This window comes from Pseudaeromonas sp. HNCC25DJ180, assembly GCF_055413345.1.
Genome location: NZ_JBVAYF010000011.1, coordinates 26,307 through 38,758 on the forward strand (window position 1 = coordinate 26,307; position 12,452 = coordinate 38,758).

Annotated in this window: 11 protein-coding genes and 5 tRNA genes; 5 read left to right on the forward strand and 11 right to left on the reverse strand. The window is 52.1% G+C overall.

All coding sequences use genetic code 11. From position 1 onward, the window contains the following. Positions 1-15: 15 nt before the first annotated feature. The 4 genes from ACZYTD_RS11285 to ACZYTD_RS11300 all read right to left on the reverse strand — a co-directional run bounded on the left by ACZYTD_RS11285 (position 16) and on the right by ACZYTD_RS11300 (position 2,854). Positions 16-363, reverse strand: coding sequence for an ArsC family reductase (locus ACZYTD_RS11285; protein WP_463892115.1), 348 nt, complete (start codon positions 361-363; stop codon positions 16-18). Between the two features lie 243 nt (positions 364-606). Further along, the gene (locus ACZYTD_RS11290; RefSeq protein ID WP_463892117.1) at positions 607-855 is read right to left on the reverse strand and encodes a DUF2498 family protein; all 249 of its coding nucleotides are present in this window, start codon (positions 853-855) and stop codon (positions 607-609) included. Between the two features lie 134 nt (positions 856-989). Next, positions 990-2,036, reverse strand: coding sequence for a porin OmpA (ompA, locus tag ACZYTD_RS11295; protein WP_463892118.1), 1,047 nt, complete (start codon positions 2,034-2,036; stop codon positions 990-992). Positions 2,037-2,215: 179 nt separating this feature from the next. After that, positions 2,216-2,854 (reverse strand): hypothetical protein, encoded by a 639-nt coding sequence (locus ACZYTD_RS11300; protein WP_463892119.1) that lies wholly within the window; start codon positions 2,852-2,854, stop codon positions 2,216-2,218. 278 nt (positions 2,855-3,132) lie between these two features. On the opposite strand from ACZYTD_RS11300, the gene ACZYTD_RS11305 reads away from it, so the two are divergent. Further along, positions 3,133-3,396, forward strand: coding sequence for a helix-turn-helix domain-containing protein (locus ACZYTD_RS11305; RefSeq protein WP_463892120.1), 264 nt, complete (start codon positions 3,133-3,135; stop codon positions 3,394-3,396). Positions 3,397-3,543: 147 nt separating this feature from the next. Here ACZYTD_RS11305 and ACZYTD_RS11310 read toward each other — a convergent pair whose 3' ends face one another. Continuing rightward, positions 3,544-4,257, reverse strand: coding sequence for an ABC transporter substrate-binding protein (locus ACZYTD_RS11310; protein ID WP_463892121.1), 714 nt, complete (start codon positions 4,255-4,257; stop codon positions 3,544-3,546). A gap of 262 nt (positions 4,258-4,519) precedes the next feature. Between ACZYTD_RS11310 and ACZYTD_RS11315 the strand changes: the two genes are divergently transcribed. Next, on the forward strand, positions 4,520-5,014 hold the full coding sequence (locus tag ACZYTD_RS11315) for a hypothetical protein (protein ID WP_463892123.1): 495 nt from the start codon (positions 4,520-4,522) through the stop codon (positions 5,012-5,014). A gap of 4 nt (positions 5,015-5,018) precedes the next feature. On the opposite strand, the gene ACZYTD_RS11320 is transcribed toward ACZYTD_RS11315, so the two are convergent. The 6 genes from ACZYTD_RS11320 to ACZYTD_RS11345 all read right to left on the reverse strand — a co-directional run bounded on the left by ACZYTD_RS11320 (position 5,019) and on the right by ACZYTD_RS11345 (position 8,265). Then, positions 5,019-6,890 carry an EAL domain-containing protein gene (locus tag ACZYTD_RS11320; RefSeq protein WP_463892124.1) on the reverse strand — a complete coding sequence of 624 codons (1,872 nt, stop codon included), beginning with the start codon at positions 6,888-6,890 and terminating at the stop codon, positions 5,019-5,021. Positions 6,891-7,269: 379 nt separating this feature from the next. Next, a tRNA-Asn gene (locus ACZYTD_RS11325) sits at positions 7,270-7,345 on the reverse strand. Between the two features lie 9 nt (positions 7,346-7,354). Further along, positions 7,355-7,430 (reverse strand) — tRNA-Asn (locus tag ACZYTD_RS11330). Between the two features lie 8 nt (positions 7,431-7,438). Next, positions 7,439-7,514: transfer RNA gene (locus tag ACZYTD_RS11335), tRNA-Asn, on the reverse strand. 9 nt (positions 7,515-7,523) lie between these two features. Further along, positions 7,524-7,599 (reverse strand) — tRNA-Asn (locus ACZYTD_RS11340). Positions 7,600-8,189: 590 nt separating this feature from the next. Further along, positions 8,190-8,265, reverse strand: a tRNA-Asn gene (locus ACZYTD_RS11345). A gap of 176 nt (positions 8,266-8,441) precedes the next feature. Here ACZYTD_RS11345 and ACZYTD_RS11350 point away from each other — a divergent pair. The 3 genes from ACZYTD_RS11350 (at position 8,442) to ACZYTD_RS11360 (ending at position 12,407) form a co-directional block, all read left to right on the forward strand. Then, positions 8,442-9,782, forward strand: a complete 1,341-nt coding sequence (locus ACZYTD_RS11350) for an MATE family efflux transporter (RefSeq protein ID WP_463892125.1) — start codon at positions 8,442-8,444, stop codon at positions 9,780-9,782. Continuing rightward, positions 9,779-11,785, forward strand: a complete 2,007-nt coding sequence (uvrB, locus tag ACZYTD_RS11355; protein ID WP_463892126.1) for an excinuclease ABC subunit UvrB — start codon at positions 9,779-9,781, stop codon at positions 11,783-11,785. The genes ACZYTD_RS11350 and uvrB overlap by 4 nt, the downstream gene beginning before the upstream one ends. A gap of 61 nt (positions 11,786-11,846) precedes the next feature. After that, the gene (locus ACZYTD_RS11360; protein WP_463892127.1) at positions 11,847-12,407 is read left to right on the forward strand and encodes a hypothetical protein; all 561 of its coding nucleotides are present in this window, start codon (positions 11,847-11,849) and stop codon (positions 12,405-12,407) included. Positions 12,408-12,452: the final 45 nt, after the last annotated feature.

The window sequence follows — 12,452 nt, forward strand, 5'->3', positions numbered from 1 at the left end:
TGCAGCTGTGGAGGGTTAGCCAAGCAGGGCTTGGTATTGGCTTTCATCGAAACCCAACAGATAGCGATGATCAAGCACCAATAATGGGCGCTTGATGAGGGCGGGTTGAGCCAGCATCAGGGCCAAGGCGGAACGTTCGTCAAGCTGAGCCTTGAGCTCTTCACTGAGCGCTCGATAGGTGGTGCCTCGCTTGTTGAGCAAGGCTTCCCAGCCGAGACTCACCGCAAATTCAGCGAGCAGTTCAGGGGAGAGCCCCTCTTTACGATAATCATGGAAACGATAGCTAATGGCTTGGCTATCCAGCCATTTTAGGGTTTTTTTGATGGTATCGCAGTTACGGATCCCATAGATAACCAGGCTCATATTCACATTATCACAACAACTTTATGTGCTGTGGATTCTGTCATCTGAGGGCGGTGGAGGCAAGGTGGAATGAGCGGTATGGCGCTGGGAAACTGGGCCGCGAAAGTGCATTGAGCGCTACCTCGGGGTGGCTTTCATCCCGGACAGGGTTGGATGCGACGGAACGACTTGGCAGGCCCAGCGTAAAGCCGCCGTCGGACCCGTGTTGGTGCAACCTGGTGGTTTTCGCCGCCAGGGGATGCACTAATCGATTAACTGATATTGGCCGGAGAGGGTTTGGGCCAAGTATTTAAACATGTTAAATACCGCCATGGTCTTGGGCGTTGGCAAGCCTTGAGCATCAAGAAAAAAGGCGCCCTTAAAGATTAAAATGCCGCCTTTTTGTTCGACCGCCTCGGCGACCATGCCATCCAGATAATCTTCATGTTCCCGGATCATCTGGTTAGCCAACGTCAGCAAGTCGCCACGTTGAATTGCCGTTTTTTCCGCCATATTTCCTCCTGAGAATAGTCGGCAGCAGGATAGCCCAAGCCGTAAAAAAGCTGAAGAGCATAGGTTGCCGACAGAGATAAATAAAAAGCCGCCCATCAATGAGGGCGGCTTGCGATAGTGTGGGAAGTGATGGATTACTTCTTGACTACGATTTCCTTGATGCCCTTGACTTCGATCTCTACACGACGATCTGGTGCCAGGCAAACGATCAGCGCCTTGCGGTTCTTCACGGTATTGCAAGAGGTGCCGGTGACCGGATTGGCTTCACCGCGGCCTACGGCGGAGATCTTGCTGGCAGAGATACCCTTGCTGGTCAGGTACGAGGCGACGGTTTGGGCGCGACGTTGAGACAGGGACTGGTTAGAGGCATCAGAACCGATCTTGTCGGTATAACCGTAAACGACGGTCTGATTGTCCTTCATTTCCAGGTGAGTGATTTCGTTATACAGCTTGGTCAGAGCGGTTTGACCTTCTGGCTTCAGGGTGGCCTTACCGAAGTCGAACAGTACATCGGAGGTCAGAGTGAAGCGCTTGGTTTCAACCACTTCTTGTGGCGCCGGGGCAGGAGCCGGGGCTACCACAGGTGCAGGCTTGGCAACGGGAGCCGGTGTGCTGGTGCGAGTCGGGTAGTAAGCCACTTCCAGACCGAAGTTATGCACATCACTCTTACCAACGACATCGGAACCGATTTCGTCAACAAAGCGATAACGGGCTTGCAGATCCACGGCGTCGGAGAGGCGATAAGCGGCGCCAAAACCATAGATAGGAGCATAACCATTGTCAGTCACGCCCTTGGAGTCATTGGTGCCGTACCAGCGCATGACACCCAGTTCACCCAGCAGGGAGATCTCTTTGGTCAGCGGATAACGAGGCAGCAGTGAAAGGTTCCAGCCATCGGTGCGCCAGGTTTGGCTATCTACGTTGGCGTGGCCCAACCAGTTGTAGCCAGCTTCGACGCCAACAAATTCGTTGAAGGTATAACCGGTGAATAAACGACTTGATACGGCATCACGCTCGATACCACCTTGGTCTTGTGACAGGTCGGTCAGATTTTGGTAACGGCTCCAGCCTGCACCTGCCCCCATGAAAGCCCCTTCATAATCATTAGCTTGGGCTACAGAGGTCAAGGCCAATCCGGCAAGGATGCTAGCAACGAGAGTAGAGGCCACTGTCAATTTCATTATTTTATCTCCTAAATGATCGGGTCCGATACGATGTCGGGAATGTGATGCGGGTCATATTATGAAGTAGTGCCAAGTGGATGCCAAGCACTTGTCTGCCCAGATTAGGGGTCATTACATCAACAGAGAGTAAACACAATGCTCTTTTCATGGGTTGTGGCTAGAAGTCGGCACTGCGCTTAATGAGATGGATATTGTCTATCCAGTTTGCGCTCTAGTTGTAAATAACCGAGTGCCTGCGCCGATAGGTTGTGGTTAAGCAGGGTATGGCGGCCGGCTTGCTTGTGTTGCCAGATCTCATGGCACAGGGTTGGCGACAGGTCGGTGAGGATAGGTGTCAGTTGGTTGAAATAGTGGGCCGAAAGATGGGTATCCCAGCGATGCACAGAGAGGATGGCTTTTATCGTTGGCATCAGGCAGAGCGGGGCGATGATCCAGCTCATCTCGTCGGTGGGTGTGATCTCGGCTGCCATTTGTAGTAAATCAGTCGGGAAAAACAGATGGGCTCTGATTGGAGCAGGCTGGATTGAGTTCATGGTGTGATTCTTGCTTAAAAAAATTTTAGACTCTGATGGGTATCCATCAAAATCCGTCAGATAATCCTGATCGCGAGCAAATTCGGTGAGCCGTAGTGGCAGAACCAAGGGGATATTTTTAGCGCTTTGATATTGCGCCAAGTCCCGTATAGCCTGAGGCTCCGGCGGAATCACAGGCCATAAGCCACTGATAGATAACCGCTCGATTTCGTGTTGTACGTAAGGGTGTGTAAGCGTTGACAGAGGGATTCCTTCAAGGCTGGCAATCAGTTGATGAGACATAGGTTGATTTCTCTGCAGATGAACTACACTTGAATTCAAGTGGAAACGATATTTCAGTTTACCATGTCAACTGTTAGGTTTAACATGCGCTCCCGGACCAAGTTCCGGAACCGCCATAATAATAAAAAAGCATTAGCTTCCGGTTGGTTAGCTCATGCGTCATAACAACATAAATAAGTAGAAGCAGCGGAGCTGGATAAAACTGACGTATATGACAATAAGTCAAACCGTACTTGAGCAGATATTTTTTCTGCCAAGCAAGCTGTGTGAGGAATCGTATGAATTTCAGTGAAGTTTCCGTAGGACAAAAAATCCGTCAAATCCGCGAGACTGTGGGTCTAAGCCGACCCAAGTTCGCCGAACTGTTGGCTGTACCGCCGACGACCCTTAAAAATTATGAATTGGGTTACCGTGAAGTTGGGGGGGCTTTTCTGGTGGCGTTGGCCCATCATGAGCAACTTCATCAGTTTACGCTCTGGTTGCTCTCTGACAAGACGGCTCCAGAGCTGGGGCAGATCAGCCCTGAACAGTATGGCAAATGAGCATAAGCTCATAGCCTGAGGCGTTATTCCAACCTCTCTCAATGCAAGAGCCAGTCAGCCGCACCTGACTGGCTTTTTTTTTACACGCAGCATGGCACTTGTTGTTCTGCGCTACTCTTTGGGCTGGGTCAGACTGTAGCTGTCACGCTATTCGCTGCCGTTGCTCTGTGTGTTTACGGGGGGCTCGGGATCTTGTGGTATGGGCAGCAGAGCGGAGGGCACATACTTATGCCACAAGTGGGGTAGGGTTTGCTGTCGGGCTAGGATGTCAATCAGCCTACTCATTTCTGCCAAGGTTAAGGCGTTCTGTTTTCGTAGGATCACACCGAGGTGATAGCGATTATCAAATTGTGGGCTGATGAGCAGCTCTTGGCGCAGATCAGGGTTCTGGGCTAATTCTATGGCCAGATGCGAGAAGGTGATCAGGGCGATTTCCCCGCGTCGTCGTTGTAGTGCCATGAGACTGCTGTGGTTATTGTTAACCAGCAAAATGTTAAATCGTTGCCTAAGATGCTCTGGATTACTGTCAAAATTGGCAAAGCCATAATGATAGCCTGCAACGGCAATGAGCGATCTCTGCTCCGGGTGTTCAAATAGGGTGAGGTCACGGCCTGGCAAGTTGAGGGCAACCATCACGTCACCATCCAATAAGCTTGTTGGAATAAACTCAACAGGATAGGTCTGCCAGCCCCATTGCTGGTTTTCAAACAGCATCATATCAAAACGCCCATGACGAAACGCGGTGTAGCGCGTTGCGGCTGTGGTCGGGACAAATTCAAAGCGGTAAGTCTGTTGGCACTCATTGAGCGCATGAATAAAGTCTAAGGTAATGCCGCTGTAACTATTCTGATCTTTGGTCACGAAAGGTGAGAAGGGATAGCCCCCCACCCGAATGGTTTGTTGGCTACTGGCCGGTTGTGCTAGCAAGAGACAGATAGCATAGAGCAGATTGAGGACCATGCGTTGCATAGGACAGCCATGTGTATCCGATTTTATCTCAAGCCTAGCTGAGTTTTGCTAAAAAGCGCCGATCATTGTGTGCTGTGGCAGGTTAGTCCATGCCTCTTAGCGCAAACTGCAGTAGACTCACCGGTTCAGTCAGTCAAAAGGGATGGATTCGGTCTTGTTCAAATTTACCTGTGTGGATATTGAGGGCGGACAAGCTGCTATCACCATTGATGCCGTTGATTGGTCGCTCTCTGGCGCCGTGACCTTTGCTTGTGATCGGGATGAATTAGCCTGTCTGTTATTGACCAACTGTCGCTCAGACTCTTCAGGTTTTTTTAACTTGTTGGCAGGGTGTAAGCCTCTGCAGGTAGAGCAGTGGCTTGAGTACCTTAGTGAAAAGGGCAAGATCCGGGAGGTCAAGGTGACTATCTCTCAGCCTGGCGATGATGCCTCTACTCCGGCTCAGGGATTGCAGGGTGAGCAGGTTGAGCAATTGCTTACACTTATCTATCGTATTGGCGGTTTTAATCGCCTGCAAATCACTCGTTATTTAAAGCAACGTAGTAACCCTGCCTTGCTGGCGACTCGCTATGCCAAAGAGGAACTGGAGCGATTCAGGCTGCTCAACGACATCATTCGCTTATTGAACCGGCTCAAATCCCCCCGTTAACTCGTTAGGGGGAAATGGCGGCCGCTACGGGGGCTGGTCGAGCGATCAGATAGCCCTGGATCGCATCCACGTACATGGTTTCCAATAGCTGTTTCTGACCAACATGCTCAACTCCCTCGGCTATCACCACACAGCCGAGGCGATGAGAGACCTCGACTATCATGCGGATAAACTGCTGGCCGGCACTGTCGCGCTCCAACACACTGATGAGGCTAGGATCCAGTTTGATGTAGTCGGGCTTCAGTTCACGATAGAGACGGAACGAGCCCAACCCTTTGCCAAATTTGGAGATGCTGGAGCGGCTACCGACCCGGCGCAACATTTCAAATAATCGGCTGCTGGCCGCCAAGTTGCAGTCGAGTAGATCCTCATCAATCTCAAATACCAGGTTGGCAGCCACATTGGCATCACGCAATAGCTGACGTTCCAGCCAGATAAGGAAAGCTGTATTCATCAGTGCATTAGCCGAGAGATTGATGCCCCAACGCTGGTTGGCCGGGGCATGAGTGACATAGTGCTGCATGATAAGCTCTATGATCTGTTGCTCTAAGCGGATCAGCAGGTCATGACGTTGGGCCATGGCCAGCAGCGTCTCGGTCGGCATGACCTGATTATTGGCCCCCAGAAAGCGAGCAAATATTTCGGTATAGCTACGGATAGAGATATTCATGCTCTGGATGGGCTGCTGCATCAACATGATAGCCCGACGTTCAATGACATCGGTAATCACTAGCTTCCAGTGACTCTCTCCTTGCAGATAATCTTCAGTATCTGTCTCTTGCAGGAACCAGCCATTCACTATGCTGGTTTGGGCCTTGGCTAAGGCCAGATCGCCTCGGCTTAGGACTTGCTCCGGTTGTTGTCCGGAACGAAACAGTGTCATGCCTGTGTAGGCTACGGTTTCGACTTCATTTTGTAGCTGGTAAGAGTCAAACAATTGCTTAAGCTCTTTACCCAAGTGTTGTGCTACGGCTGGGGCGGCATGCTTGAGCATCATAGCAAAATCAGAACCGGCTAAACGATAAATTCTGACACCAGTAAAGCGCTTGCCAGCGCGCTGAAGCAGTTCGGCGACATCTTGCAAGTATTGGTCACCTGAAACATACCCACGCTGCTGATTTACGCTCGTCAATTCACTGGCTCGAACTATGGCAATCAAAGCCGTTTCGGATTGACTCTCTTGATGGAGCAATTCGGTCAGGTCATGGCGGAAACTGACGCGATTGAGCAATCCGGTTAACGGGTCCTGATTGACTCTCAGCTCAAGCTCCAAGACTTTGCGCTCAGCCTGTTCCACTAGGGTACGAAGCGTGCTTTCTTGGCGTTCCCGCTCATGGGTTACGCTGGGGAATAGGGTGCCTTGACGGGGCTGCTCCTGGATCTCTTTGAGTAAGGCTAGTTCGGTTTGCTGGCGAATGTAGTAGACCAGCAACAACATAGCGCCAAAGCTCAAGAGTATGGTCAGCACTAGCATGGCGGCTAATTGTCGTACCTGCTGCTCCGTGCCGGGATGGGCGGGCAGGTAGGTCAACTGCAACCCATTTTGATTCAGTGTGACGCTACGGTAGATGCTTGGGTAAAGCGTATCAAATAGCCAAGGTTCGCTCGGGTGTTGAACGGCAGTAAGAACATGGCCTTGCTGATTTTTTACTTCAAAAAAGCGGAGAGTAAGCCCCGAGTCTAACTGCACCAACGAGGTCTGAGATGGAGACACCTGGCTGAAACGTTCAGACAGGATCTGGTGCACCTCTGCTGCAGAGTGTTGCAGCATCTGTTTACCTTGCCAATAGAGCTGATAGCCAGTAAGGGCCAAGACCACCAAGGCTCCAGAAAGGGCAACGCGCCAGGGCAATGCATTGAGTCGGGATATTTTCATCTATTCACAATCCTACAAGACATACCGTAAACGTAAGTCGAAGTTGCAACAGGTTACTGAAAAATAGCCATTTTGACTACTTATCGAACGTTGAAGTGTCTGGTTTATCGCGAAAATAGGGTATGAATTTAGTTTAGTCCATATCGGTCATTTGGCTGTGACTAATTATTTGTTTTTTATAGTAATTGTGAGTGCGCGAGCAGAAGGCGAGGATCAGGGTGCCTTGTCAATAAGTCGATTGCTGGATATTCCCAAAGGCATGAGAAAGATACAAATGAGGATGGCAGATAGTTATATGTTGTGAAACAATTTTTGCGTGGATTGGGTGGTAACGCAAGGCGTTGATAATAAAAAACCGCCTATCGGCGGTTCTTTAAATTGGCTCCTCCTGCTGGACTTGAACCAGCGACATACGGATTAACAGTCCGCCGTTCTACCGACTGAACTAAGGAGGAATTGAAATTTGGCTCCCTCGACTGGACTTGAACCAGTGACATACGGATTAACAGTCCGCCGTTCTACCGACTGAACTACGAGGGAATAGAAAGTGGCTCCTCCTGCTGGACTTGAACCAGCGACATACGGATTAACAGTCCGCCGTTCTACCGACTGAACTAAGGAGGAATTGAAATTTGGCTCCCTCGACTGGACTTGAACCAGTGACATACGGATTAACAGTCCGCCGTTCTACCGACTGAACTACGAGGGAATCACTGTCTCGTTGAGACGCCGCGCATGTTACTGACTGGCCTGGTGGCTGTCAACCTTGCAGCGAGGAACTTTTAGGAAAAACGCCTCGATCGCCCAAAAGCTGTGCAGCTCCGTATTATTGTTAATCAACAACGGCTTAGCGCGGCCAATTTTGTCGACCTGCCTCGGCCTTGCTTCCCTTTTTCGGGCTTGCCGATCTTTGCTACATTTTGCTGATAGCTGTGGGCTTTGGCGCAATATTCTCTAGACCCTATCCGTTCTGAATTTATGCACAGACACGCTGAGGCTTACCATTCGTGGCTTGGCGGGACTTATCCACGGTTTCTGTGGATAACCCTGTGAGTTAAAGTTAGAAAGATGGCTGTAGCCCGCATGACACAAGGGTTCCGGCATGGCTGAAGGAAAAGTGTTGAAAAAACAATTAACATAAAAAACAGTTAGTTATGCTGGATAGCGTTTTATGCTGCCCTGAACCTGGCACAAGAGAAAAAAAATAGATAAGCATACGCAAGTTGTGCATTGTTTTGGCGCAACCTGCTCAGAAATGGTGGATAAGTACGATGGTGGTGCCGTGGTGAAGCAGAAGTTTGGCTCCCTCGACTGGACTTGAACCAGTGACATACGGATTAACAGTCCGCCGTTCTACCGACTGAACTACGAGGGAATCTCATGAAGAGGCCGATGATGCTACGCAGCTTGCGGCTCCGGGTCAAGCACTGATTTAACCTATCCTGTTGTGCCCTAGTGGGCCTCATGGTTAGTCATCTCCCTGTGCTCTCTGGCTGTTTTGGTTTCCTGGCTCAGGGTAGAATGGCTAAAATACCCATGGGAATGTGTTACTTGAAAGCCGATCTGTTGTCTGGCCCGATCCGCCCTCAACTCATTCGTATGACGTTGACCCTGATGGTTGGCATGCTCACCATGATGAGCTTCAACCTGCTCGACACTTGGTTTGTCTCCCGATTGGGTACCTTGCCGCTTGCGGCTATCAGCTTTACCTTTCCCGTTACTTTTTCGTTGATTAGTCTGACGATTGGCATGGGGGTGGGTACCAGCGCCATTTTAGGGCGCTATCTGGGGCAAGGGAAGGGGCTGGAGGCCAAGCGTAAAGCCGTGGTGGCCCTGATCTGCGCGAGTGGCTTCATGCTGCTGGGGGCCGTTGCTGGAAGGCACTGGGCATCCCCGTTATTTGTCGCCATGGGGGCGGATATCAAGGCGCTGCCCTTGATCCTCTCATACATGCATATCTGGTTGATGGGCTGCACCTTGTTGGCATTTTCCATGGTGGGTAATGCCATTTTTCGAGCCTTTGGTAATACCCGGATCCCGAGTGGCATCATGGTGGTCGCGAGCTTGGTTAATGCGATTATGGATCCGTTACTCATATTCGGTGTCGGTCCCTTTCCTGCGCTCGGGATCCAGGGGGCCGCCATGGCTAGTCTACTCGCCTGGAGCTGTGGTTCGGGGTTAATGCTCTGGTTGCTGGTGGTGCGCTACCGTCTTCTCTCTCTCCAGGGAGTGTTGACGCACTTCAAGGCCGATAGTCGTGAGTTATTGCGTATTGCCTTGCCTGCGGCGTTGGCGAATATGTTGACGCCGTTGGCTACCGTCTTATTGACCGCACTGGTGGCCGGTTTTGGCCATGAGGCCGTGGCAGCCTACGGCGTGGGTGGGCGGCTGGAGTCTATGGCGTGCCTGTTTATTCTGAGCCTATCTATGGCGTTACCCCCATTTATCAGCCAAAACAGCGGGGGGGGGCGGTTGGATAGAGTGGTCGAGGCCTATCGCGGCGCTTTGTTACTGGTGCTGGGGGTACAGCTACTGGTTTATGTGTTGCTGCTGCTGCTGGCACCCTGGATTGTTCCTGCATTCAGCGGTGAGCCTTTGGTGCAGCAATGGTTGTTGGATTACATCTGGATCTTACCCCTGGGCTATGGGCTGCAAGGGGTGGTGATTTTGACCAACTCATCGTTCAATGCCTTGCACTTGCCTAGGCAGGCCCTGCAACTGAGTCTGGCTCGTTTTTTTCTCTTCTTTGTCCCGCTCTCTTGGCTCGCCAGCCATTGGTTTGGTTTACACGGTCTCTTTGTCGCCGGTGTCTGCGCCAACCTGCTATGTGCCGCATCGGCTTATCTATGGTTCAATAGGTGCTTACGGCATCTGTCTGTGGAGTCTGCATGAGTAAGGTATTCAAGCTGGAAAGCCAGTTTGCCCCGGCAGGGGATCAGCCTCAGGCCATTGCGCGCCTCTTGGAGGGCATAGAGGCGGGCTTGGCACACCAGACTCTGCTGGGGGTGACCGGGTCGGGTAAGACCTTCACCATGGCCAATGTTATTGCCAACTTGAATCGGCCGACCATGATCATGGCCCATAACAAGACACTGGCGGCTCAGCTTTACGGCGAGATGCGGGAGTTCTTCCCGAATAATGCGGTGGAGTACTTTGTCTCATACTACGACTACTACCAGCCTGAGGCCTATGTGCCCTCCACCGATACCTTCATCGAGAAGGATTCGGCGATCAATGACCATATTGAGCAGATGCGCCTCTCTGCCACCAAGGCGTTACTGGAGCGGCGGGATGTCATCATAGTGGCGTCCGTTTCCGCCATCTATGGCTTGGGTGATCCCCAGGCCTACCTCAGCATGATGTTGCATCTGCGCCAGGGGGATATCATCAACCAGCGCGAGATCCTGCGGCGGCTTGCCGAGTTGCAATACAGTCGCAATGATGCGGCCTTTGCGCGCGCCACCTTTCGGGTGCGGGGGGAGGTGATCGATGTTTTTCCGGCCGAATCTGACAAACTGGCGTTGCGCATCGAGTTGTTTGATGAGGAAGTGGAGCGGCTCTCGCTGTTTGATCCCTTGACCGGTGCGGTAGAGAAACAGGTTCCACGTTTTACCATCTTCCCCAAGAGTCACTATGTCACCCCCAGGCAGACCATCCTCAACGCCATCGAGAAGATCAAGGTCGAATTGGGTGAACGCCGCCAACAGCTCCTCTCCGCGAATAAACTGTTGGAGGAGCAGCGCATCAGCCAGCGCACCCAGTTTGATATTGAAATGATGCAGGAGCTGGGTTACTGCTCGGGCATTGAAAACTACTCCCGCTATCTCTCCGGGCGGGCGCCAGGAGAGCCGCCGCCCACGCTGTTTGATTATCTGCCGGCTGACGGTTTGCTTATCATCGATGAATCCCACGTGACCGTTTCCCAGATTGGCGCCATGTATAAGGGCGACCGTTCGCGTAAGGAGACGCTGGTGGAGTATGGTTTCCGCTTGCCATCGGCGTTAGACAACCGCCCCCTGAAGTTTGATGAATTTGAGGCGTTGCAACCGCAGACTATCTTCGTGTCGGCGACGCCAGCCAACTATGAACTGGAAAAGTCGGCCGGTGAAGTGGTCGAGCAGGTGGTGCGTCCGACTGGCTTGCTGGATCCGGTGATCGAGGTGCGTCCGGTGGCGAGTCAGGTAGATGATGTGCTATCCGAGATCCGCCTGCGGGCCAAGATAGATGAGCGGGTGCTTATCACCACCCTGACCAAGCGCATGGCCGAAGATTTGACCGAATATCTGGATGAACACGGTGTGCGCGTACGCTACCTGCATTCGGATGTGGATACGGTTGAGCGGGTCGAGATCATCCGGGATCTCCGATTAGGCAAGTTTGATGTGCTGGTGGGAATTAATCTGCTGCGAGAGGGGCTGGATATGCCCGAGGTCTCTTTGGTGGCGATCCTGGATGCCGATAAGGAGGGCTTCTTGCGCTCCACGCGCGCCCTCATCCAGACCATGGGGCGGGCCGCTCGAAACCTCAATGGCAAGGCTATCCTCTACGCTGACAGGGTCACCAACTCCATGCGGGCGGCCATGGATGAAACCGAACGTCGCCGCGCGAAGCAGGAGGCATTCAATACCGAGCATGGCATAGTGCCGACCGGGCTCAAGAAGAAGATAGTGGATGTGATGCAGGTTGGGGGGAGTGGCAAGGGGGATGGTCGCGCTTTGCGCCAGGTGGCGGAGGCGGAAGCCTTTTACCATCCCGAAAGCCCGGAAGCCCTATCCAAGCGCATTAAGCAGTTGGAGGCGAAGATGTATGAGCATGCTCGCAACCTGGAGTTTGAACAGGCCGCGGCGCTGCGTGATGAGATCCAAGTATTACATGAGCAACTGTTCCGCGAGTAAGCCCATAGAGCTGGCCTCATATTTGCAGTTTGTGAGTTGAACCCTACAAGGAGGAAGCCACATGCTGCTGGAACGCTATCAAGAGAGTGAAAAACTGTTCAATGTAAACTTCGTCGCCGACGCTGGCGCTGGGCTGGCGGGCTACCGTGGCGAGCTGGTATTGGTGGCCGGCGAGGTTGGCGACAGTGCTGGGCGCCGTAAGCCGCCTGTAAAGGTACTAAAAGAGGCCGTCTTGCTGGTGGATGAGCAGAGCATACGGTTTGCCTCAGGCCTGTTTGATGATGCGGCCGATGTTCCCCTCTTCGTGCAACACTACCAATCCGATTTGGCGAATGATGCCAAATTGCAGTTTTTTGTCGTTAATCTGCCGCAAGATGCCAAAGTGACACTGGATGGGGTTAGTTGTGAACTGGTCGCTTTGCCAGAGGGAATTGTCTGGAATTCATTGCTGGATCATTACTATCTGGAGAAGTCCGATTTTAAAGGCCAAAGCAACGCCGAGAAGATCAAGACTGTCTATGCTGCCGCTCAAAGTCATACCAGCAAGGCCCAGGAAACACCCTGGGATGCGGTACTGGCCAGTCGGACTAGCGCTAAGCGAGTGACCCGTGGTGCGCTTTAAGCGCGTTTAAGCATTAGTGTGATAAATCCTTAATAGCGGGGGGCG

Bases quoted from the DNA above. Each gene is read 5' to 3' on its own strand.
- ACZYTD_RS11285 (WP_463892115.1), bottom strand. From the start codon at position 363: ATGAGCCTGGTTATCTATGGGATCCGTAACTGCGATACCATCAAAAAA.
- ACZYTD_RS11290 (WP_463892117.1), bottom strand. From the start codon at position 855: ATGGCGGAAAAAACGGCAATTCAACGTGGCGACTTGCTGACGTTGGCT.
- ompA (WP_463892118.1), bottom strand. From the start codon at position 2,036: ATGAAATTGACAGTGGCCTCTACTCTCGTTGCTAGCATCCTTGCCGGA.
- ACZYTD_RS11300 (WP_463892119.1), bottom strand. From the start codon at position 2,854: ATGTCTCATCAACTGATTGCCAGCCTTGAAGGAATCCCTCTGTCAACG.
- ACZYTD_RS11305 (WP_463892120.1), top strand. From the start codon at position 3,133: ATGAATTTCAGTGAAGTTTCCGTAGGACAAAAAATCCGTCAAATCCGC.
- ACZYTD_RS11320 (WP_463892124.1), bottom strand. From the start codon at position 6,890: ATGAAAATATCCCGACTCAATGCATTGCCCTGGCGCGTTGCCCTTTCT.
- uvrB (WP_463892126.1), top strand. From the start codon at position 9,779: ATGAGTAAGGTATTCAAGCTGGAAAGCCAGTTTGCCCCGGCAGGGGAT.
- ACZYTD_RS11360 (WP_463892127.1), top strand. From the start codon at position 11,847: ATGCTGCTGGAACGCTATCAAGAGAGTGAAAAACTGTTCAATGTAAAC.